Annotated in this window: 20 protein-coding genes; 4 read left to right on the top strand and 16 right to left on the bottom strand. The window is 47.5% G+C overall.

What is annotated here, in order from left to right; all coding sequences use genetic code 11:
• Positions 1–30 precede the first annotated feature (30 nt).
• The 8 genes from nikC to CXK86_RS05410 all read right to left on the bottom strand — a co-directional run bounded on the left by nikC (position 31) and on the right by CXK86_RS05410 (position 9,284).
• Positions 31–861 (bottom strand): nickel ABC transporter permease subunit NikC, encoded by an 831-nt coding sequence (gene nikC / locus CXK86_RS05445; protein ID WP_036606611.1) that lies wholly within the window; start codon positions 859–861, stop codon positions 31–33.
• Positions 858–1,802 carry a nickel ABC transporter permease subunit NikB gene (gene nikB / locus CXK86_RS05440; protein ID WP_076251867.1) on the bottom strand — a complete coding sequence of 315 codons (945 nt, stop codon included), beginning with the start codon at positions 1,800–1,802 and terminating at the stop codon, positions 858–860. The genes nikC and nikB overlap by 4 nt, the downstream gene beginning before the upstream one ends.
• 75 nt (positions 1,803–1,877) lie before the next feature.
• The gene (nikA, locus tag CXK86_RS05435) at positions 1,878–3,512 is read right to left on the bottom strand and encodes a nickel ABC transporter substrate-binding protein (protein WP_076252219.1); all 1,635 of its coding nucleotides are present in this window, start codon (positions 3,510–3,512) and stop codon (positions 1,878–1,880) included.
• A 293-nt stretch (positions 3,513–3,805) separates the two neighbouring features.
• Entirely contained in the window at positions 3,806–4,747 is a 942-nt protein-coding gene (locus CXK86_RS05430) for a glycoside hydrolase family 113 (protein ID WP_101313569.1), read from the bottom strand.
• A gap of 5 nt (positions 4,748–4,752) precedes the next feature.
• Positions 4,753–5,790, bottom strand: coding sequence for a glycoside hydrolase family 130 protein (locus CXK86_RS05425; protein ID WP_076251869.1), 1,038 nt, complete (start codon positions 5,788–5,790; stop codon positions 4,753–4,755).
• 268 nt (positions 5,791–6,058) lie between these two features.
• Positions 6,059–6,892 (bottom strand): carbohydrate ABC transporter permease, encoded by an 834-nt coding sequence (locus CXK86_RS05420; protein WP_076251871.1) that lies wholly within the window; start codon positions 6,890–6,892, stop codon positions 6,059–6,061.
• A gap of 2 nt (positions 6,893–6,894) precedes the next feature.
• Entirely contained in the window at positions 6,895–7,782 is an 888-nt protein-coding gene (locus CXK86_RS05415; protein ID WP_017691677.1) for a carbohydrate ABC transporter permease, read from the bottom strand.
• A 188-nt stretch (positions 7,783–7,970) separates the two neighbouring features.
• A complete protein-coding gene (locus tag CXK86_RS05410; RefSeq protein ID WP_101313510.1) occupies positions 7,971–9,284 on the bottom strand; it encodes an ABC transporter substrate-binding protein in 1,314 nt (437 codons plus the stop codon).
• A gap of 224 nt (positions 9,285–9,508) precedes the next feature.
• Here CXK86_RS05410 and CXK86_RS05405 point away from each other — a divergent pair, with 224 nt between their 5' ends.
• The 3 genes from CXK86_RS05405 (at position 9,509) to CXK86_RS05395 (ending at position 13,097) form a co-directional block, all read left to right on the top strand.
• The gene (locus tag CXK86_RS05405) at positions 9,509–10,699 is read left to right on the top strand and encodes an AGE family epimerase/isomerase (RefSeq protein ID WP_101313509.1); all 1,191 of its coding nucleotides are present in this window, start codon (positions 9,509–9,511) and stop codon (positions 10,697–10,699) included.
• Positions 10,696–11,880 (top strand): glycoside hydrolase family 130 protein, encoded by a 1,185-nt coding sequence (locus CXK86_RS05400; protein WP_101313508.1) that lies wholly within the window; start codon positions 10,696–10,698, stop codon positions 11,878–11,880. Before CXK86_RS05405 ends, CXK86_RS05400 begins: the two co-directional genes overlap by 4 nt.
• A 128-nt stretch (positions 11,881–12,008) precedes the next feature.
• Positions 12,009–13,097, top strand: coding sequence for a substrate-binding domain-containing protein (locus CXK86_RS05395; RefSeq protein WP_373888054.1), 1,089 nt, complete (start codon positions 12,009–12,011; stop codon positions 13,095–13,097).
• 75 nt (positions 13,098–13,172) lie between these two features.
• On the opposite strand, the gene CXK86_RS05390 is transcribed toward CXK86_RS05395, so the two are convergent.
• The 3 genes from CXK86_RS05390 to CXK86_RS05380 all read right to left on the bottom strand — a co-directional run bounded on the left by CXK86_RS05390 (position 13,173) and on the right by CXK86_RS05380 (position 16,410).
• A complete protein-coding gene (locus CXK86_RS05390) occupies positions 13,173–13,850 on the bottom strand; it encodes a hypothetical protein (protein WP_101313507.1) in 678 nt (225 codons plus the stop codon).
• 326 nt (positions 13,851–14,176) lie between these two features.
• Positions 14,177–15,604 carry a pectate lyase family protein gene (locus tag CXK86_RS05385; protein ID WP_101313506.1) on the bottom strand — a complete coding sequence of 476 codons (1,428 nt, stop codon included), beginning with the start codon at positions 15,602–15,604 and terminating at the stop codon, positions 14,177–14,179.
• A gap of 290 nt (positions 15,605–15,894) precedes the next feature.
• Positions 15,895–16,410: a DUF2179 domain-containing protein gene (locus CXK86_RS05380; RefSeq protein ID WP_101313505.1), complete on the bottom strand. Its 516-nt coding sequence runs from the start codon at positions 16,408–16,410 to the stop codon at positions 15,895–15,897.
• Positions 16,411–16,757: 347 nt separating this feature from the next.
• On the opposite strand from CXK86_RS05380, the gene CXK86_RS32875 reads away from it, so the two are divergent.
• On the top strand, positions 16,758–17,972 hold the full coding sequence (locus tag CXK86_RS32875) for a Leu/Phe/Val dehydrogenase (RefSeq protein ID WP_101313504.1): 1,215 nt from the start codon (positions 16,758–16,760) through the stop codon (positions 17,970–17,972).
• Between the two features lie 602 nt (positions 17,973–18,574).
• On the opposite strand, the gene CXK86_RS05370 is transcribed toward CXK86_RS32875, so the two are convergent.
• The 5 genes from CXK86_RS05370 to CXK86_RS05350 form a co-directional block, all read right to left on the bottom strand.
• The gene (locus CXK86_RS05370; RefSeq protein WP_101313503.1) at positions 18,575–20,242 is read right to left on the bottom strand and encodes a hypothetical protein; all 1,668 of its coding nucleotides are present in this window, start codon (positions 20,240–20,242) and stop codon (positions 18,575–18,577) included.
• A gap of 1 nt (position 20,243) precedes the next feature.
• Complete coding sequence (locus tag CXK86_RS05365; RefSeq protein ID WP_101313502.1) at positions 20,244–21,029, bottom strand: ABC transporter ATP-binding protein; 786 nt, start codon at positions 21,027–21,029, stop codon at positions 20,244–20,246.
• Between the two features lie 233 nt (positions 21,030–21,262).
• Entirely contained in the window at positions 21,263–22,771 is a 1,509-nt protein-coding gene (locus CXK86_RS05360) for an RICIN domain-containing protein (protein ID WP_257467773.1), read from the bottom strand.
• Positions 22,772–22,815: 44 nt separating this feature from the next.
• Positions 22,816–22,998: a hypothetical protein gene (locus CXK86_RS05355; RefSeq protein ID WP_101313501.1), complete on the bottom strand. Its 183-nt coding sequence runs from the start codon at positions 22,996–22,998 to the stop codon at positions 22,816–22,818.
• 135 nt (positions 22,999–23,133) lie between these two features.
• Entirely contained in the window at positions 23,134–23,763 is a 630-nt protein-coding gene (locus tag CXK86_RS05350; protein ID WP_180361726.1) for a PepSY domain-containing protein, read from the bottom strand.
• Between the last annotated feature and the right edge of the window lie 56 nt (positions 23,764–23,819).

Here is a 23,819-nt window from a genome sequence, read left to right as displayed (position 1 = left end):
CACCCCTCATATGCCTTCGATTCCGAACCACTACCTTTTTGCAATGCCATAACGCTCGGATAACGCTTCTCCCAAAATGTTGAACGTAATGACTACGAGCAGAATCAATGCCCCCGGGTAGATCATCAACTCCGGATGACTGCGAATATAACCTGTCCCCTCATGAATCATAGCGCCCCATTCTGCATTCGGTGGTTGAATACCGAGTCCCAGGAAAGACAGAGCAGATATATCCATAATCGCCCACCCCATCTCCAGAGTACCCATCACAACGATCGGACGCTGCACGTTGGGGATGATATGTTTCCGAATAATCGTCCACGAAGAGGAGCCGCTAATCCGCGCCGCTGCGATGAAGTTCCGTTCTTTCAGACTAACGACCATGTTCCGGCAGATACGTGCATAATACACCCACTGTACCATCATGAGTGCTAGAAGCACCTGCATCAAACCTGGACCAAAGATCCCTACAATACCGAGTACCAGCACCAGATTCGGAAACGCCATAATGCCTTCACACAAGCGCATCAACAGACTGTCCACCCAACCACCAAGGTAACCGGAGATTGAACCTACAATGACACCTATGAGCAAAGATGACAGGAAGATCAGGGTAGCAAATCCAAGCGACACTCTCGCTCCATACATCAGCCTAGTGAGATTGTCGCGTCCCAGATGATCCGTTCCGAGCCAATGCTCAAGCGATGGACTCGCCAGCTTCTGCAACAGATTCACCTTCACCGGGTCATGAGGAGCAATCCATGGGGCTAATAACGCGATCACGAAGAAAAGCAATATGATCACCGAGCAGATCTGGATGGCTCTCTGCCCTTTAAATACCGCACGCCATTTGTTTATCAATGTTCTGCCCGTCCTTTCGCTGAAATCCGTGGGTCCATAACGAGCTGCACCAGATCAACGAGCAGATTGCATACGATGAACAGGCAGGCCGCCAGGAAGACATAACATTGAATAACGGGAATATCCCGATTAAATATCGCATCGACAAAATAACGTCCGAACCCAGGCCAGGAAAACACCTGCTCTACAATAATGGTGCCTGTGAGCAGCTTGCCCATACTCATCCCCATTCCTGTAATAAGGGGCGATATGGCGATTTTCAGGACATGCTTGAGCATAATCACTCTTTCGCGAATTCCGCGTGTTCTCGCATACTGTACATATGTCTCCTGCAATTGCTCCAGTACACTGGAACGTAACAATCGGGTGTAGACCGCAATAAGAATCAAGGAGAGAGTAATCGTAGGCAGAACCAGATTCTCCCACGATCCACGCCCCTCCACAGGCAGCCAGTCCAATTTCACTGAGAAAAAGAAGATCAGCAAGTAACCGAGCCAGAATTGCGGAATAGATGCTCCTAAATAGGAAATCGCACGACTGACCATGTCAATCCAGCTATTCTTATACACCGCCGCCAGTATTCCCAAGGGAATACTCACCAAAGCCGATAACAATATACTCCAGAAGGCTAGTTCAGCCGTAGCGGGAATCCTTAGTTTCACTTCATCCCATACGGGTTTGTTGGTGAGATATGAGGTGCCAAAGTCGAGCTTGGCAATCTTCTGAATCGTATGCACATACTGGGTTAATAAAGACTGATCCAGACCGAACTCATGCCGCTTTTGCGCAAGCAGCTCCGGTGTTGGATAGATATGAGCGGCTGTCAGATAAGCCTCGGCTGGATCAACTGGCGATATATGAATAAGCGCAAAGGTAACAAGTGTAGCGATAAATACGATAGGAATGATCGCGATCATTCGTTTACCGATATAACTGATCAACAAAACTTCCTCCCTTTTATCAAGCTACATGACCTTGCCAAGGCCTTACCACTCCGAAATTAAAGTAAATACAACTTATTGGTTGCCCAATTCAATGCCTACAAACGGATTCTCATCACGGTTTGCCGGGAAAATAAAGTTGGAAATTTTCTTCTGATATACCGCCGTTTTCTTAACATACGAGATGGGGACAATCGCCGATTGTTCCTGAAGTGTTGTCAGGATGGAGCCATACAGCTCCTGACGTTTCGTCTCATCTGTTGATGATAGTGCGGCATGTACCTGCTCGTCCAGTTCCTTTTTCATCGGCAAGGCACTGAGCGTCTCAGAGATACCAAATCCTGGGCTCGCTACAACGTTAATGAAGGAATGTGGATCATACGGAGCACCATAGTTGTACCAGAAATACAGGTCAAAATCATTGGCTTTCAAACGTTTGATCTGTACCGTCAGTTCCAGCCCAGTGAGGTTTACTTTAACCCCAAGCTCGCTCCATTCCGCCTGAATGGTCTCAGCCATCGCTTTCTGAATCGGGTCCGTCTTGTCAAAAATCATTTCGAATTCAAGCTGTTGGCCGTCTTTCTCACGAACGCTACCATTCGCAGGCATCTTCCAACCCGCTTCATCCAATAAAGCTTTGGATTGTTCCACATTATATTCGATCGGTTTCAGGTCAACATTGGTGTATGGGTAGTTTTTGGATAGTGCCGTATCTGCCGGTTCTTCCAGACCCAGAGTGATGCCTTCCACCATCGCTTTTTTGTTAAATCCTTGCTGGAGCGCCATCCGTACTCTGAGATCAGACAGCTTCGGATTGGAGGAATTCAGCAGCAGATCTCGCGTACCTACCGGATCAGACAGCTGACTCACATATTTATCGTTGTCACGAAGCTGTTGGAACGCATCCAGACTGATCATACCTTCACCATAGATCAGGTCGAGATCACCTTTTTCAAAAGCAAGCACGCGGGTTTCTGCATCAGGGATGATCTTAACCGTAATCTGATCCACCTTCGGTGCGGTTCCCCAATAATTCGGGTTGCGTTTGAAAACAGCATATTCGTCCTGCTTGTAATCAGCCAGCATCCACGGGCCCGTTCCAACTGGCTCTTTGATGCCTTGGGATGTATCTCCGTCATCCGGGAATCCGGCTTCACCCAGGAAGCGGAAAGGACGAACCACAGACAAATCCTGAAGAACAGGATAGTACGGCTCTGTGAGTGTCAACCGGAACGTGTGGTCGTCCACAACCTCTGTCTTGTCGAGCACACCTACAATGCCCAGCCAGCTATGTGTAGCTTTATTTTTCATCACAGCATCAAAATTCTTTTTCACAATCTCAGCATTAAATGGTGTACCATCTGAGAATTTCACACCTTGGCGAAGCTTAAATGTATATACTTTGCCGTCATCGGAGATGGTCCATGATTCTGCCAGCGCAGGTTCCAGTTTTCCGTCCTTCTGGTAACTGATCAGTGGCTCATAGAGCATGGATTGGGCAAATAATTGCGAAGGATTGTACGTGTGCGGATTCATTGTACCGATATCACGTGGCCATGACATCGTAATCGACTTCGTAGATGTTTGATCCGAAGCAGCAGATGAGGATTCATCTCCACTTCCTGTATTGCTGCAACCCACAATAACGAGTAGCAACAAGAGCATAGTTGCCAGCGTGAGGGCCGAAGATTTGCGATGTTGTACAGACATGAATGTTGAACCCCTTTTCTCTATTTTATGATAATGATTATCATATTCATCCATTAAGAATAGGCAGGAGCCCTCCTTTTGTCAACAAAATTCGACATGGTATGTGTTGTTACTAAAATAGCCAAAAAACCTTTCCTGTGGGAGTAAAGGCTTCTTGACATGAATGTGAATTACAACTAAAAAAATAAGCTCCATCATAATCTGTTATTCCTTGCTCACAGCATGGAAATCACGAAAGTACATATGCAGATATATCACTGAAATCCATCTTCATACGCCTTCTTGTTTCTCATTTAAACTTCTACAGCGATGCCCTCATAGAACCGACGAATAACCTTCTCCGCGGGCTTACCATACACCCCGTATCCGTCATCGGTCAGCGCATCCTTCTCCGCATGCAGATGTGCGCTCCAATCCCATAGACCGAATCCGCGCACCCAGTCACGCTGACTGACATGCCGGAACATCGCTTCATAGAAACGCTCCTGTTCCTCCGCGCTGACTTCGCCTTCCAGCCCCCAATCGTTTGGAACCTGGGCCGATCCGTTGCGGCTGGGACAGCCTGCTTCCGCGAAGAAAAAGGGTTTGCCATAGGGAGCAATCGCCTGTTCAATGCGATCCAGCTGTGCCTCCCAATCTCCGATGGGATAGTAACCACTGGAAGAGATGACATCCACGGCATCCCACCATTTCACATGACCTTCCTGATATTTGTCCGTGTTGTATGACACCAGCCCAGTATACACTTCACGCACACCGGCGATCACCTGGCGCCACTCTTCATCCCGACGCTCGGATTGCACCATCTCACAGCCAACAATGAACATCTCACACTTTTCCTGCTCTGCAATCGCTGCATAATGCTTCTGAAATGCTGTGTAGCTACGGAACCAATCCTTCCACTTCGGCTCACAAGGTACATCGATATCAAAAAAGTTAATATGTGCACGCCATGTGCCATCGGTACAATTGACGGTTGGTTTCAGAATGACACGCAGCCCGAGTGTACGGGCATAACGCATCATGTCCACCAGTTCATCATCCTCCACCAGATGTGTGCCCCGATACTTGACCTCTACCGCCTGCGGATGATCCTGATGTGCCGCCAGTGCAAAAATAACATGAGAACTGCCTGTACGTTCTGCCATCAGGCGCAAAGATTCTTTGGCTTCCGGCTTACGGAAGTCACCCTTGCCACTTATCCAGCCAAATGTAAATCCCTTGATATAATCCATATGCATTACAGCTTGCCCTCTTCATGATCTCCGGCGATGACTTCATCCGTCTCGATCACATAGTTCACGATCTCTTCGATGGTTGTGTAAGCCACGCCCACATACGTGTCGGCGGCGCCGTAATAGATAGCGATACGTCCGGTCTCGGCATCATGCAGTGTTGCACACGGGAAGATGACGTTATCAACGAAACCTTGTTCTTCGTACCATTTTTCCGGTGTCAGCACAAAGTTGGAGGAACGATATTTTACTTTGGAGGGCTCATCCAGATCCAGAATGACCGCACCCATGCTATAGACAAAACCATTACAGGTCCCAGTGACGCCATGGTAGAACATCAGCCAGCCTTCGGACGTTTCGATCGGAGCAGGCCCGCCGCCAATTTTTACCGATTGCCACCAGCCTTGGCCGCCCTTGCTCATCACATGACGATGCTTGCCCCAATACACGAGATCCGGGCTTTCACTCAGGAAAATGTCCCCGAATGGCGTGTGTCCACTGTCACTTGGTCTGGACAACATTACATAGTTATCGTTGATTTTGCGTGGGAATAACACGCCATTACGGTTAAACGGCAGCATTGGATTTTCGAGGCGGACAAATGTTTTGAAGTCATCTGTTTTGGCCAGGCCCAGTGCTGCGCCGTAGAAGTCTGTACACCAGATGATGTAATACGTGTCCTCGACTTTGACCAAACGTGGATCGTACGCATAGTTCGGCATAAACGGATCGCCATTTTCATCTACAAATGCAATGCGTTCCTCTTCAATTGTCCACTCCAGACCATCTTCGCTTGCGCCCATGTGAAGGTGTGGACGTCCATTAACGGTTTCGGCGCGGAATACACCAATGAATTTTCCTTCATATGGTACAACAGCACTGTTGAAAATGCGGGCAATACCTTTGACCGGATTACGCGGAACCACCGGGTTCGCCGAATGTCTCCATACCGGGCCTTCCGTTCCCTCCGGTTTGTTCTCCCACGGCATATTCAGCAAAGCATCCCCAACAATGTGTACGTTTTTCGTTTCGGCAACTGACATTTTTCATTTCTCCCTTCGGTTAGGCTTTATGAAATGAATACTTAAAATTGCACTAGACCACTTTGATGACAGAACAACCTTCCGATCGCCGTTATCCCCAGATTTTTTTTGATCCCCTTATAAAAGGGAAAAATCCGGTTATAGCGTATGCTTACGGAGCGCGCTTTCTTTCAGAAAGCTTTTAGCGTCCCCTCCGTTTCTCCAGCTTTTTTCTGTCCTCTTCGTTCCTGTGTATTCTCATATGCATTTCATATAGCCTTTCGTTTTTTTATTTAACTGAGCCTTGCGCGAAGCCATTGTAGATGTACTTCTGTAACAGCAGGAAGATGATCATCGTTGGAATAATGGCGATCATGATGCCGGCGCTGATGACTTCCCACTGCGATCCAAACGGTCCCTTGAATTTGAACAAGGCGGTGGATATGACCTGTAGATCGGTCTTTGGCATGTACAGGAACGGTGTGTAGAAGTCGTTATAGATGTTCACACCCTTCACGATAATGACCGTTACAATGGCCGGTTTCAGCAGTGGCAGAATGATTTTCCAGTAGATCGTGAAGTACGAAGCGCCGTCCAGCATGGCGGATTCATCCAGTGCACTTGAGATGGAGCACAGGAACTGCAAGAAAATATAAACCGCGATGATATCTGTACCCAGATACATCACGATGGCCGCCCAGCGTGTGTTGAACAGGTCGAGCGCGTTGATGATCTGGAATGTGGCGACCTGTGTCGTAACACTTGGAATCAGGGTAGCGAGCAGGAATGCCGCGACCATGATTTTCTTACCTTTGAATTTGAACCGATCCAGCACATACGCGATCATGGAGCCCGTTAAGGTCGCTCCTATAATAGAGATGATCAGGATAATAATTGTATTTTTGAAACCAACCAGCATGTTGCCATCCACAAAAGCCTTCGCATAGTTCGCGAAGTTCAGCCAGTTGGCTGGCGGGGCAAGCGGGCTGCTGGTAGCGTATTCCGCATTCGTTTTGAGAGATGCAAACAGGATGACCACGATCGGTAACAGCGCGATAAACGCCGCAAGCACCAGGGAAGCATATTTAACCACGCTCGCAAGGGTGTATTTGAGTTGTGTCACGTTTATTCCTCCCCTTTCATGGTGACGCGCTGCACAAGCGTAACGAGAATAACGATCAAGAGCAGCACCACAGCCATGGCGGATGCCAGTCCCAGCTTGCCATATTTAAACGCCAAATGAACCGTCTGGATTACAAATGTCATACTGCCGTTGGAACCATCGGTCATGATATATGGAATATCGAACGCACTAATTGCGCCGCTAATCGCCAAGATCAGGTTGAGCTGCAGGATACGTGTAATGCTTGGCAGGATGATGTGGCGGAATTGCTGCCAGCGATTGGCGCCATCAATATCGGATGCTTCATACACATCCTTCGGAATGGAAGAGATTGCACCCAGGAAAATGATAAAGTTGAAGCCCATGTATCTCCATACTGATGCACCTGCGAGTGACACGTTGATAATATTCGGATTACCGAGCCAGAGCTGCGTGTATTGTCCCAGCCCTACAGCATGCATGAGCATATCGAGTGTACCGTCCGGTTTGAAGAAAAAGAGGAAGATAAAACCGATGGCTACCCCATTCAGCAAATAAGGGAAAAACAGTATGCCTTTGAAGAAGTTTTTGCCTCGAACTTTGAAACTCAGAATGGTGGCAAAGTAAAGCGCCAAGCCCATCTGTAAGAACGTAGCCACGAAGTAATACAAGCTGACAATAAATACTTTGAAGTATTCGGGATCACTGAATATGCGCGTGTAGTTCTCAAAGCCAACATAATCAAACCTTTTGCTGTATCCGTTCCAATCAGTGAAACTGTATTTGAACATGTTGATGACCGGTAAGTATGCAAACGTGAACAGCAACGCCAGCGGAATAATTGAGAAGGCACAGATGATAAATATGCGTTGCGCTGAGTAGCCCCAATTCGAAAGTTTTAAGTACTTCATGCTCTCCACACCTCCAAGCGGTTCTCCCGCCTATATATCGAAAGACTCCCGTCCAATGGAATTCCTGCGGAATAACTGCCGGGGAAGAGCATGGGCATCATGCTTTCAAATACCACATACTCCATTCACAAATGGCTTCCTATATCCCCGCAGTCCATTCATCACCTGATCCACTTACGTTAATCCAATTATTTTGTGAGTTCTGCTCTTGCTTTGACCCACTTCTCGTTCAGATCTTTCATGATGTCGTCATACGATTCCTTGCGGTTCCCAATACCTGCTTCGATAATGCGTTTCTTGAAGTCAGGCTGCCAGAGACCGATTTCGCCTTCGTTATCAATCTTGTCGACCAGACCTTCCTGACCTTCTTTGGCAGGCGTGAGTGTGGAGAATTTCACATCTTTATATTGATCCAAAATTGGTGGTAATTCCGCGTTTTTGTCTGCATCCATACCGCCGCCCTGTTCAACTGCATAGTTCGATTTCGCCAGGAACCAGTCAATCCATGCTTTGGCAGCAGGTTTGTTCTCACTGTTCACGTTCATGCCGATGTTATAGTCGGCGGAGAGCGGAACCACAACCTCACTTGCATTGGTTGGAAAAGGAAGGAATCCGATGTCATCCGGTGTATCCGTCATCCCTTGAATCTGTGTGATGGCCCAAGAGCCCAGTGCCATTGTGGCAATTTTGCCTTTGGCGAGATCCGCTTTGGAGCTTTCCCAGTCGGTTGTCGTTGGATCTTTCTCGATTAGACCGTTCTTGGCTGCATCATAGAGCACTTTATATAGTTCATAATGCGGCTGACCAGGCACAAAATTCTCATCTGTGTTCGGTTGGTCCACGTTAACGTAATCCACACTGCCTGCAACGGTTGGCAGATCCGATTCCCATTGGGTGAGAGCCCAGCCGGATGCATAGTTGGTGTAGAGCGGAACCGCATCTGTATTGTCTTTGACCAGTTGAAGCGCAGCCTGGAATTGCTCCGGTGTTTTGGGAACTTCCATAATGCCTGCGTCTTTGAAGACCTGTTTGTTATAAATGATTCCAGAGAACGTAATTACGGTAGGAATACCGTAGACCTGACCATCCACCATGCGTTCTTCAATGGCTGTGTATTTGTCTTTCAATTCATCGTAAGTGCCGAGCGGCTCGAAAAAGTCCGGGATATCTGCGATCGGAACACTGGTCGGGATCATCAGTACATCACCATAATCCTTGGTGCTCATACGGATTTTCACTTGTCCTTCATAGTCTGCCAGTGCCTGAAAGTTCACTTTGACATCCGGGTATTCCTTATTGAACTCAGCAGCGTAATCTTTAAATACGGTATCAACAATATCTGTACGTTGTGTAAGGACGGTAATTTCGCCCTTGATATCTGCCGGATCTGTACTGATCTCCTCCCCTGCCTGCGAAGATCCACCTCCGGATGAACATGCAGCAAGTAGTGAAGTGATGAGTAGCATCGTCAGCAACATCATCCAACCTTTGTTTTTTCTCAATTGTTTCGGCCCCTCTCTTAAGTTAATTAGGTTATCGTTAAGGTTACAAAATGAATTCTATTATGGTAACGCTTACCTGTCAATTAAATTATTTATAACTTAACAAGAAAAATTGCGATGCATTTCGTTGACATCTGTTTTTCAGAGCACTAATATTGATTAATAAAGTTACCGTTAACTTAACTAAATGAGATTGATGTAACATTCTGAAGGAGTGCTCACTTATGAATACAAAAACAACCGAACTTCAATCTGAGATTAAGGAGCATTGGGAGAAGCAGATTTTACCCTTCTGGTCCAACCTTAAAGATACAACCCACGGTGGATTCTACGGCTGGGTTGGCAATGATCTTCAGGTTAACCAGCAGGCCCCCAAAGGCGGGATCGCCACGGCACGGCAACTTTGGACTTTTGCAGCAGCCTATCGGGTTACCGGAAACGAAAGATGGCGCGATCACGCGGAGCACGCCTATCGGTTTCTCGCTGATCATGTGATGGACACCGAATATGGCGGTATGTACTGGATGGTAGATTACACAGGGGAAGCACTGGACACGAGCAAACATGTGTATACGCAATCATTCGGCGTGTATTCACTCAGTGAGTACTATCGTGCTACCGGGGATGCTTCTGCATTGGAACTTGCGAAAACGCTTTTTTCTCTAATCGAGGACAAAGGTCTGGATGCCGAACTACCTGCGTACAAGGAACAATTTGATCGCACATGGAAGGAACAGCCTAATGAAATGCTGAGCGAAAATGGGGTGATTGCGGATTACACAATGAATACGCATATCCATGTGCTGGAGGCCTACACCACGCTCTATCGCGTGTGGCCGGATCAACAAGTGAAGGCGGCGCTGGAACGCCTGCTCGGGATTCTATATGAACGGGTGTATGACCAAAACACCAAGTTTCTCGGGGTATTTTTCAACAAACAGTGGGAATCCATCATTGATCTCCGCTCGTTCGGACATGACATTGAGGCCAGCTGGCTAATCGACGAAGCACTGAAAGTGCTGGGGATGGAACAACATCTGGAGTATGCGGCGATGGTAACGGATATTGCCTATAACATCTCCAATGTAGCCGTGAATGCGGATGGTTCCCTGCTCAATGAACAAGAAGGTGAACATATCGATGAGAAGCGAATCTGGTGGGTTCAGGCCGAGGCGATGGTCGGTTTCTATAATGCATATCAGCGTACAGGTGATCCATTGTTTCTGGAGAGAGTGGAACGCTTGTGGACCTATACAAAAGAAAACATCATTGATCAGCGCGCTGGTGGGGAATGGTACTGGTCGGTTGATGGAAACGGAACACCGGATCAGAGCGAAATTGCCGGACCGTGGAAATGCCCGTATCACAATAGCAGATTCTGTATTGAACTAATTGAGAGGATGGGATCAGAATGATACACCCGAAATACAAGGAGTTACTGGAGAAACAGGAGCAGCTGCTTACTCGCCCTAATGAGATCAATTCTTCCTTCTACAACGGCGTATATGATCGGTACCAATATCCAGTTATCACTCGCCATCATGTACCGCTGCATTGGAGATTCGATCTGGATGAGACGACGAACCCGCATTTCATGGAACGCCTGGGCATTAACGCAACACTGAATCCGGGAGCCATCTATTTCAATGGCAAATACATCATGGTCATCCGTACGGAAGGATTGGATCGCAAATCAATCTTTGCACTCGCCGAGAGTGACAATGGGATTAACGGATTCCGTTTCACGGGTAAACCATTGGTCTGGGAAGATATCGATGCGGATGAAACCAATCAGTATGATATGCGCCTTGTTCAACATGAAGACGGCTGGATCTATGGCATCTATTGCTCGGAACGCAAAGACCCGGATGCTCCTGCATTTGATACATCCAGCGCAGTTGCACAGGCAGGACTGGTTCGTACACGGGATCTTATAAGCTGGGAACGGTTGCCCAACATCACAACGAATTCCCCTCAACAGCGCAATGTCGTATTGCACCCGGAATTCGTGGATGGAAAGTATGCCTTCTACACCCGTCCACAGGACGGTTTCATCTCAACAGGCAGTGGCGGCGGAATCGCCTTTGGTCTGTGTGAGGATATCTTAAACCCTGTCATTCATGAAGAGACGATTATCGACGAACGGCAATATCATACGGTCTATGAGGTCAAAAACGGTCAAGGCCCTGCTCCGCTCAAGACGGATCGTGGCTGGATTCACATTGCTCACGGAGTTCGGAACACCGCGGCAGGCCTGCGTTATGTGTTATACACCTTTGCTACGGATCTGAATGATCCGGCGCGTATTATTGCCAAGCCGGGCGGCCACTTCATTGCTCCTTATGACGATGAGCGGGTAGGCGATGTGTCCAATGTTATTTTCTGCCACGGTGCTGTGGTCAATGAGAAGGAAGAAGTCTTTATCTATTACGCTTCCAGTGATACCCGCTGTCATGTGGCAACAACCACGCTGGAAAAACTAGTCGATTATACGTTCAATACACCGGCTGATCCATATCGTTCCCTGGATTGTGCCAGCCAGCGGGGTCAGCTGATTGAACAGAATGAGAAGCTTTTACAGAAACAATTGACATAACATCGGTAGAGCGTCCTCTCAGGTAAACCTGCAATGTGCTGAAAATTAGCTAAACAACAGCCAGAATGGCTTTATTCCAAGTGGGTAACGATGTATACTGATATGGATTGTTATTATGTTGGAAGAAAGTGTTCATCATAGTGACAGCACATTGTGCCTATACCGGCTTGAAGGAGGCGACCATACTGAAGAACAATATCACCATGCGGGATATCGCCGACAGGCTCGGGGTCAGCAGTGTGACCGTCTCGAAAGCATTGAATGATAAAGATGGCGTGAGTGGCGAATTAAAGGAAAAAATTAAAGTGCTTGCTGTTGAAATGGGCTATCGGTATAATGCTGCTGCCCGTTCGATGAAGGAAGGCTTGACCCATAATATTGGCGTAATTATCCCAGAGCGTTTTACCGGGCCTACGCAGTCGTTCTATGTACGCGTGTTCCAGCGCATCACCAAACATCTGGAGGAACAGGGCTACTACGGCATTCTGCACATTCTGAATGTGGAGGATGAGGAGGAATTAACACTGCCCAAGCTGTACAGCGATAACAAGGTCGATGGTTTCATCGTGCTCGGACAGATCAGCAAAGAGTATATTGAACTGGTGCGATCGATGGAAGTTCCCAAAATGTTTCTCGACTTCTACGATGAACATTCGGACATCGATTCCGTCGTTACTGATAACTTCTACGCTGCCTATGAGCTGACGAACTATCTGGTTCAGCAGGGCCACCGTAACATTGCTTATGTAGGTAACCTGTATTCCACGAGCAGCATCCAGGACCGATTCCTCGGGTACTACAAATCCTTGCTGGAACATCGCTTGCCGATGAATCCGGATCTGGTTCTGAATGATCGGGATGAACGGGGTACGTTTATTGAGATTGATCTGCCGGAACAGCTGCCAACCGCTTTTGTATGCAACTGTGATCAGGTCGCTCATCTGCTCGTTCAAAAACTGACTTCCATGGATATTCAGGTGCCTGGCCAATGCTCTGTTGTTGGTTTTGATAATGATATCTATGCCACGCTCTCCGATCCCAAGCTCACAACCGTCGAAGTGGATGTGGAACAGATGGCACGCACGGCAGTTCAGTCCATGCTCAAAAAGGTCGACAACCCAAACCGCAGTTTCGGCCGTGTACATGTGAAAGGCAACATCATCTATCGTGACTCGGTAAGTGCTGCGTCTGCCTCATCAGATACTATGGATACTTGAACAAAAAAATGAAATAAACGAACACAGATGACTGGCCTTTATCTTACTGGCCAGTCTTTTCTGATGCATCAGAGCTTAACGACGGCGATGATCTGTTGAATCCTTCAAAAATGTAGTCGTTCTCCAAATCGAGAGGATGAGGATCAGCTCATAAACATTGGTTAAAGTACCGGTTTCCACTGGCAGGGAGATTAACTGCCCTACAAACAACAAGGCAGTTCCAACAAACAGCCAAACCCATTTATGTTTGAAAAGAACGACCAGGCTAACAAATAACAGAACAAGCCCCACGATGATCACCATCATCGGCGGACCTCCATGACCTTCTGCCATATATCTCAGTACTCCATACTCTTCTATAACCTTGAGATTTTTAACCTCGGATAAAGTAAAACCTACAATCTGGTAGATAACCAAACCTAAAGTTATCAGCCATGCCACCACACTCGTTATACTTCTATTGGCAAACTTGGCACCTGAGCTGCGCAAGATATGGTAGCCAACAAGAATAAGGGTAGGGGTAGCAAAGGCATGTAGCCAAAATCGAAGGCTACTGAGGACCATTAACACTTCCCCATCCCCTATCAAATTACCTACAGCAATAATTCCATTGTCATATGCCAAGCTGAACGCTACGAATAGCTGAAAACTGGAATACGCGAGCCATTGCTTCCTCTGGGTTAAATCGACGGCCATCCAAACAACAAGTATCAAATAAACAAGAGTAAGTGCGGAGTATATCCATACATCCAAACTGCTTCACCATCCTTATGGGTCAATTCTAATAAATTATATTTACCGGTAAGTAAAATTACAAGGCGTACTTGCATAAATGGTTAATTTGTCATAAATTACTCACTGAGGTAATGAAGATAAATAAAGATTTACAACGATCATCGGGGAGACCAACACATGCTGTAGCTGGAGATGATCCACCCTAACAAGGAGTCACTTTTCAATCGGCCCGCCAAACTGTATCTGGAGCTAAATTATATAAAAAGAGCACTCCCGGCTATCGTAGCTGCAGGAGCACTCTTTTCCTTATTTGAAGAACGTAAAAGCAACAGTTTACTCTGATATCAATAACTTGTCTTCAACCAATTGTCCTTGGACCAGGTCAATTTACCCGAACCCGCGCCATTGGAAGCCGTGAGGCGTGCATTCAACGTAGATGGATCATCCGTGGTATAGCTGTAAGGAAGTGTCGAGAAGCCGTTCCAGGAGAACGATTTCTCCACGGCCGGGATCGGCGCCAGTGGACTGCCAGGCGTATCACTGCTGCCACGGAATGAGCTTCCATCCAAAGAATACATGGTATCGGTCACTCTTATTTTGCCGGTATAGGTTGGATCTGCCGGATCGGTCTGATTGTTGCGAACAGGATACAGAACGTCCTTGATGACTGATTTCTCAACTAATACGGCTCCGCTCTCTGTGGAGATTGCCCCATTGCCAATGATATCGAACTTATAACCTTTGGACGCAATCGCTGTTGCCATCGCCGTTGTAATTTTGGCTTTAGCGGCACGTGCCCCTGTCGAATCCATCACGATGTTGTATGCATGTGCGTTGCCTCCACGCAGGCGTGGCATCCGGTCCTGAATATCCTTGTAGAGATTATGGTGCAGCGTCATGGACAGGTTGGCGTTAGCTGATTCCAGGCTGGTCGAACCGACCAGATGTCCTTTCTTTTGGGGTCCTGAGATGGCGATAATATCGGCTTTGCTGAGACCTACAGCACTGCTGCGAAGGTAGTTATACATGGGATAGGAAGCCTTGTTTGCTTCCAATTCGTTAATCTGCTGGGTAACCCAGCTGTTCGAGCTGCCGTCATCCCCTTTGAAGAGGGACCAGGAGATGGTCACACCGCTGGTTCCTTTTTTCGAATCGACGAGTCCGTCATAGGCTTTATTAAATGTGCAGTGATCAATCCATACGTTGCTGTTCTCCTCCAGGGTGATGTAATCCCAATCGTTCTTGTCGTAATCACCTTTGGTGGATTCATCCCATTCCCATAACTCATCAAATTCCAGGTTGCGGATGATGACATTTGAGCTTCGTTTCACGCTGATCGCAGCGTGTTTGATCTTGGAACCATTGGCGGAGAAAATCGTGAGTCCATTGAAACCATCAATCGTGAGCTTGCTAACACCGGTCTGTTTTAATACGGGATGCGTCAGTGCATCATTATGCTTGGCAAAAGGAGAAGTCTGCGCTGCGCTCGGAATTTCATTCCATCCCAGATTCAGATCGTTCATGATCTCAACAACTTTGACGCCGGAGTTCTTTTTCAGAGCCATTGCCAGATCGGTCGCATTATACACTTTCTTATACGTGGCTGTGTTTGATTCGCTAATGATGCCGCCGCCCGCGTTCCCTTGGGAGAAGCCTGTAAGATTGTAGTCTGCGTTACCCGCTGCCTGCACACTTGCCGGGCCGGACAATAAAGTTAACCCCAACGTTAGAGCCAGGGCTGTGCTGCATAAACTTCGAAATTTAGATTTCATCGATTCCATTCCTCCCATTATATGATGATTACATTCGCCCATCGCTGCCATGCCGTGTTACGAAGGACATGTTCTCAATGTAAGTGTTGAAAGCGATTACAACAATAATCCCTATCTCACATGTGGTTAGGAAAGGCTGGTATGGTAAGGGTTTGTACTGTAAGCAACCTTGAATCGTACAGAGTTAACTTGGGGAGTAAGGTTTCAGGGATATATCGTGGCAACAAGAACATTCCAGATGGGATGAAATTAAAAAAGCAGGACTGCATCTGCTGCAGACCTGCTCGATTTTACTTTTTAATGGAACGTGTCCAGAAGCCGCCATGGAACTGTTTGGGCTCCACGGTAATAACAAATGCTTTGGGGTCCAGATCGAGAATCGTCTGGTAGAGCAATTTCTGGTTTTTTCGTTTCGCCAGAATCTCCATCACAAGCCGATCCCCGTCACGTCCACTACCCACCCACGCAGTAACACCGTACCCTTTATCTCGCAGGGCATTCGCGACGCTTCCATCCAGCTGATTACAGATTACTTTAACGGTGATATAACCGAGCGCAATCTTTTCTTCAATCCACGCTCCGAGCAGCACACCCAATCCGTAACCTACCGCATATACAATCAGGGCCTCCGGTTGTTTAAGATAGTTTAACACCAGATTCAGACCGAGCACATAGATCACAATCTCACCCATGCTGATCAGTGCAGCGATGTATTTCTGTCCTTTGAGTGTCAGAATCATCCGGAGTGTATAAGCGGATACGTAGACAATCTGGATCAAAAAGATAAATACCAATATTTTAAACAATCACAATCCCTCTTTCCTGGCCTTCACAACGGAATTGGCCCTTTGCTGCATATACTCGACGATTTCGTTTCATCTATGCTTCCTGTATGTTTGCTCTATCTCCATCATTGGACGTTATACCCTCATTCTAAACGGTTGAATGTAAATCCGTAGGCATTTTCTGCTCTCTGGCATGCCGGAACTGCAATTATAGAACCGTTTGTACCGATTATCAACCCGGCGGAGGTCCCAGGGGCGAAAATGGGAGTCTTTGAATATGCTGTATCATCATAAAGCCAAGCACGCTGGCACAGGATATCAGGTCAAAACCAGGATGGATGGGGTCAAAACAAAAAGGGGGTACCGTCATGCAGCTATGGCAGGAGATGGAGCGGGAAGGCATGGAGGAACTCATTTTTTGCCATGATGCAGATAGTGGATTGAGGGCGGTCATTGCCATTCATAACACGGTCCTTGGACCTGCGCTCGGCGGATGCCGCTACTGGACTTATGCATCCGAGGAAGAAGCTGTTCGGGATGCTGTGAAGCTTGCCAAAGGCATGACGTACAAAAATGCAATCTCCGGATTGCCGTATGGTGGCGGGAAAGTGGTCATATGGGATGTACCTTTTGCCAAGAATACAAAACCGGATGAAGATGGATGTGGATCTCAAAGTGGTGAGCAGGTCGCTGGAGATCTAGGGGTAGAGCATCAAAAGAGCGCTGCCGCAGAACGGGAATTCGTTGCCGATGAGGTTGCTGATCGTATAGATAAGAGCCTGGATACGGACGTATCCAAGCGGGCGCAGCGCTTTCGCGCACTGGGTCGTTGTCTAGAGCGGCTGAACGGACGGTACGTGACAGGTCTTGATCTGGGTACCACGGCGACAGACATGGACCAGATCCGACTTGAGACCGCACATGTGACGGACACCACGGGTTCGCTGGGGGCGCAGGATGACTTCACTGCCGAGAAGACCGCCTACGGCGTACACATCGGCATTGTGACCTCGCTGCGCCAGCAAGGCATTGCATCTTTGCAGGGCATTCCCGTTGCCGTCCAGGGACTGGGCAAGGTCGGGTATGCCCTGTGCCGTTACCTGCATGCAGCCGGGGCACGGCTCATTGTGGCAGACGTTGTACCGGAGCGTGTACAACGTGCCCTTGTGCAGTTCAGCGGCGCCATCTCGGCCGATCCGGCCCATATCCACGCCGCTGACTGCAAGGTCTTCGCCCCCTGTGCCCTAGGGGGCGTACTGACCCCGGCAACGGTGGAGGAGCTGCGCTGCTCCATCGTTGCCGGGGCGGCCAACAACCAGCTGAGTGAACGACAGCTGGTTGCAGGCCGCATGCAGGCGCGCGGCATCCTGTACGCGCCTGATTATGTGCTCAACGCAGGCGGAATCATCTCCACCGCCTACGAGCTGGAAGGCGCCGGGCCTGACCTGATCCGCCAAAAGGTGGCGGGGATTGCAGGCACGCTGAGCAAGGTATACGCAGAAGCTACGCAATCTGCGATCTCCACAGCCGATGCAGCCGATCGGCTAGCGGAATCCATCCTCCGCTCAGGCCATACAAGATAGGGTGCCTCCTCCTGGGGAACCTCCACTGCTTTACTTCATTCTAACGAACCTGATACACCTATTTGGTCCTTTTAGCATGAATCTAATATCTAACGAATCTTAGGCACGTTATTTGCCTAGTTTGGTTCTTTTTCAAGCGAAATAGCTACTTTTCCGAAGGATAGCGTTCCTGAGGTTCGTTAGAATTTATATTTCAGATTTTCACCCTGAATAGGTTGTCTCAGGTTCGTTAGCGCTACGGCGAAGGTTTCCTTGGGGTAGTATCACCTATCAAAAAGAGCTAACCTAGACGTAAGTGTCCCGGTTAGCTCTTTTTAGCTCTTTTTAGCCCTTCTTAGTTCTTCTTAGCACTCTTAACTCTTCTAGGCTCTTATCACTTCGTCCTTCTACTTTCTAATCCCTTATCGCTTTTGCTCTTGCTCTTGCTCTTGATTCCTTGATTCTTTGGCTCATTTTTTTCCAATCGCTCTCTGTACGGATTACATTAAGTTTTCTTGTAAACCGTCCCTCTCAACGTAATCCACCCTCTTTTCTTTCCTTCTTTTACTACTTTACTTCAGTCCTTCTTTTACTCTTTTATTCTTCAGTTCTGCTGCAACTTCTCAAACTGCAACCGACCTCTTCTTCGCTGTCTTCTTCTCTCGAAACAGCAGCGTCCACAGCAACACATTCGCTACGATCAGTAGCGCACCATAGATCCACACGCCCCCTGACACCGAACGGAAAAAGACATGGACTCCCCATAACATAGCAAGCACAGGGAGGGCGGCGAATACATACCAACCATCACTTTGCTGCGCCATACTGAAGGATTGGGAGAACGGTGGCTTACGCAGCAACAATTTGCCTGCCAGTGGGACAAGCGCCGTAGCCGTCAGCATAATTATCGCAATATCCGGCAGTATCCGTGATCCAAATGTCCAGGTAAACAAAATGGCATTTGCCAGAAATATAGGCAGGAACATGTTGCATAAGAATGCCTTTAGAGCTCCTTTATATAACGCGCTATCATTCGCCATCGGTGCAGCGCGAAAAGTCCAGAATGCCTTATATTGTCCTGAAAATTTCAGCATGACTACAACCGTTACAACCAACATCAGCACGATGTAAAAGGTGTATACAAACGAACTTTGTCTAAACTCCGCCCAACTAGAAGATTGCAATTCAGTAAACCAAAATACATAAGGTAAAACAAATGATAAACCAAGCGATGGATACACCTTCAGCTTGAATTCCCGTTCATTACGCATCATGCTGGCTGACAGACGGAAGCAAGCCTGCTCCTCTCTCGAACGACTGACCACCTTGGAGATCAACCGATCCCATCTTCCACGTCTGCGTCCGGAGGACTGACCCGAATGTGCCATTTTTTCCAAATACAATTCAAAGGAAGGCATAAGCTTCACATATACGATCATACTCACCACAGGAACCAAGACTGCCAGTGCTGTGAACGTATAGATCCACACATTCCCGCCCCCTGCAAATAACCATTCATATGCAGCCGCATACCATAACGGAGGTAACAGCAACTGCCACCAAGCCGGGGTAAATACCATACCAAAGTCAATAATGCTGAACGAACGAATGACCAGCTGATAACCGATCGCAATCCCCACGGAAAGCAGAATTTGCACCATATTGATCATATCCTTCAGCTTCTCACCATCCAGAAACTTCATCATGAACAGATAGATCAGAGACGTTGTCACCAGAATCAGCATATTGATCAGAATCAGTTCCACAAGGAAGATCAGAAAGAATCCGATCCCATGCGTTACCAACGCAGCAATTAGCGGTATACCGGTTAATGAACCTGTCAGTAATAGCAGGTATACGCCCGCATGGATGGCTCGGGCCATCCCCACCGTTCGTCCATTAACGGGCTTGGTCATAATAATATTACGATCCCGGATGTCCAGCAGCACAGAGGAAAAATCCGAGATCATGGACGTCATGATCATAAACATTAATATGCCAAACACAAGTCCCATCTGAAGCATGAAATGCCCCGTATCCCAGACGATGAAGGGAACCATCATTAGTCCCATTAATCCATACAACCATAAAGATCGAAGAAACTGATTACCTTCCTTGCGCTCCTTTTTTCCTGAATTGTTGGATAAAATGGTAGGTACTCTGCGTTGATCCATCTGGAACTTCACTCGCAAGATCAGGCGCAGCACATCATAATCTGCCCCTGTTCTGGCGATAAGCGGACGAAAGCGATCCAGAATCTTGAGTGTGCGGAAGTCGGAGGATTCCTCCATATCAGTACACCTCCTGCACAATCGATACAAATCGCTCAGCAATGGCTTTATGTTCATTAAAGCCTGTCAATTGATTGAACACTTCTTCCAGCGTGCCTTCCATGGATTGCTGTTGGAGCTGCTTGAATGTACCGTCTGCCACTACGCGCCCTTCAGCAATCAGTACAATTCGACTGCTGATCTTCTCCACCACATCCATGATGTGTGACGAATAGAAGATGGTTGTGCCTTTGGCTGACAATTGTGACAAAATCTCTTTGACCACCATCACACTATTGGCATCCAATCCGCTGAGTGGTTCATCCAGGAACAACAGATCCGGGTCATGCAGCAGCGCAGAGATCAACAGCACTTTCTGACGCATACCTTTGGAAAAAGAGGCAATGCGGGAATGATATGATTTTTCCATTCCAAAACAATCCATCAATAGCTTGGCTTTGTAATCCGCATCCTCATAGGACATACCGTATAACTCTCCCGTAAAAGTCAGATACTCCGCAGGCGTTAATTGTTCGTACAATTCCGCCACCTCCGGAACATAGCCGATTCTGCGTTTATACTCTACATCGCCATCCGCAATATCTTTACCAAAGATTTGCACCGTGCCTACATATCCTTCAACCAGCCCGAGTAAAATCTTAACCGTCGTACTTTTGCCAGCCCCGTTTGGACCAATATATCCAATCATCTCACCGCGATTTACTTCCAGATCGATGCCATTCAGCACATAACGTCCGTTGTATCTCATACGCAAGCTTTCAATGGATAGCACTTGTTGTTCACTCACTTTGTTATCCAGCTCCTGTCTCTAGCTTTTTCTACAATTCTACTAGTTTACCACAGATTGGGATGGTAATGACCGGAAATAGGTCACGATATCAGCCATCAACTGGATATCCCCTTCGAGTAAAAGCATCACGTAACATGCGTGAATACATCACAAAGCCCCTATCCCACCTTATGGTAAGAGACAAGGGCTTCCACTTTATGTTGAATCTTATTTTCTAATATCTAAAAGTCTTACTGCACCTTAACAATCTGAAAATGTTGATTCGTGCCGCCATTATCCGTCCACTGGATGGCCGCAGCCCCATCTGCCAAGGATTGACTGGAGATGTCCAAGACCTTGCCTGTACTGCGGTTCTTCAGTTTATAATAACCACCACCTACATGGACAAGCTGCCACTGTTGGCTGGACCAACCGCCATCATTCCACTGTTCAATGACAGCCCCATCGGTCGTGGCACCATTCTCCACACCAATTAGCTTGCCACTGGAACGGTTGATGATTTTGACATAACCGCCACCCGCATCGGTAAATTGCCACTGTTGACTTGTCGTCCCCCCATCTGCTCGCTGCTCCAGATCCGCACCGTTGGCGGAAGAACCCCCGATGACATTCAGTAATTTATTGCTTTTACGGCTAATCAGCTGATATGAAGCATTCGGGTCCCAGACATCCGGTGTATTCACTCCGGTCACGATCCCTGTTGCTGTATCAATCGTAATACTGCTGGCCCAGTTCATCGCCAGACTGGTTGCGCTTGGGAATGAAAGTGGCAGCCAGACATACTTGGAATCTTGCACAGGCCCACTCCACGCTCCAGCCCAGCGATCACCCATGTAGAGATAGGAGGTTGTCTGTGAACCTTCTACCGGAACGACATAGGTGGATTGAGAACCATACGTTGTACTGTCTCCAAAGTTACTGAGACCGCTCCATGTGCCTGTAATGCTGGAGGCTGTCGCATATTTCGCCTGATTCGGATTCCAGCCAGTGGCACCCGAGGTGATCAGGAAGTAGACGCCGTCTTTTTTGAATAGGGCAGGTGCTTCTCGATATTGTCCGGGCCACAGTGTTGTGACAAGGGATTCCACACCCAGGAAATCCGGGGTCAGCTTATATATATTCAGATCAGCATTCACTCGGGTCGCGGAGATCAGATAAGCGGTTCCGTTATCGTTGTATACCGTCATGTCTCTGGAATCATACCCAAGTGGACGATAGCTGCCCACATACGTGTAGTTGCCATCAACTGTATTCGAAGTAGCTACAGCTACTCTTGCCTCGCCATAATCCAGACCATTCTCTTTATGCATCCACAGCACATATTTGCCAGTCGAACTGTTATAGATGACTTTTGGGCGTTCAATGTTGGAGATATTTAACTCGGCTGCCGAACTGCTGGTGAGCACATCATTGCGATACTCCCAGTTCTTAAGATCCGATGAACGATACACCGATACCGCCTTGAACGTTCCATTCGTATTGCGGTTCTCTCCAAACCAGTAATGATACCCATTTGCCTTAATCATCCCGCCCCCATGAGCATGAACGACATTGCCATTGGTATCCTTGAACTGTACCCCGTTCGTTACACTGAGCGGAGCAGCTGAAGTATTCGGTCCGGGTACGAGCAGCATGCCTATTGATTGCAGCGCCAAAACCAAAGCAAGCAGATAACTCAAGCGGCGGGTAAAGCGACGTGAATGTGTATTCTTTTTCAACCATCCATCGTTCATAGCCATATCGTAATGCACCTCCATGTTTTTTATGAAGCGCTTACATAAAATTAAAATCGATATGTCTCATCTGCCTCCGATCGATGATGCATTTCAGCAATAGAATTCCTGGCATTACTGGCTGGGCGTTCACCTCCCTGATTCCGATTGTATCCGCCACGTTCCTGCTCGAATAGTGAACAATCCGGCGGAAGATGTACAATTTTATACTCCGCTCTCTCCATAAACAGCAAAAAGACGCTTCCCCCGAAGCGTCCTCTGCTATACCTGCCCTGCCCCTCCATGATGTAACGATCTCTAGCTGTGTGCGTCTGTTCATAGGCAGGTTTTTATATGATGTTTTATCGGCGTATACTCGCCCTTATTGCTTAATCTTGGTCGTCAAAATCCTGGTCAAACGATAACACTTTACCTGTGTTGGCATCAATATCTACATCTGCTTCACCTTGAGCAGTTCTCAGTTCGATCTCATACACATAGCGACCATCATCATGATCCAGCTCGACTTTGGTTACTTTACCACCCGTAACTTGTTTCAACGCAATGTTTGAAGCTTGGGATGCCGTCAATTTGACCTGCTTGGAAGCAGAGTTATTAGATGTGTTGCCTGTTACAGTACCTTTATAATCGTCGTCATCATCGTAGTCATCATCATTCACGACCGCAAGGATTTTGCCTGTATAAGCATCCAGACGAACAACAACATCATTGGTTCCTTTTCTGTCGATCTCAACTTCATAGAACGTTTGGCCGTTTCTACGCTCCAGATCCACGTCATCCACTTTACCATCGGCTGCTTTTAACGCCAACGCTTTCGCTTGGGATGCATTCAGCATTTTACCTGTGCTGTTCTGATTCTGTGTTGCAGATTGTGTTGTTGACGTTGGTGTAGTTTGCACCGATTGTCCGTTCACATTCCCGCTAGCCGCTACGGCCGATCCACCAAGTAATACTGCTGCTGACAAGCTACCAATCCAAAGTTTATGTTTGTTCATCATCATCATTCATCTCCTCGTTGTTGTTGTTTCGTTCTCGTCTACATTTATAGAATAAC

The sequence above is a fragment of the Paenibacillus sp. BGI2013 genome (assembly GCF_002843485.1).
Taxonomy (GTDB): Bacteria; Bacillota; Bacilli; order Paenibacillales; family Paenibacillaceae; genus Paenibacillus; species Paenibacillus amylolyticus.
Note: the sequence above shows the minus strand (reverse complement) of the source record. Positions and strands in the feature narration are given on the sequence as shown.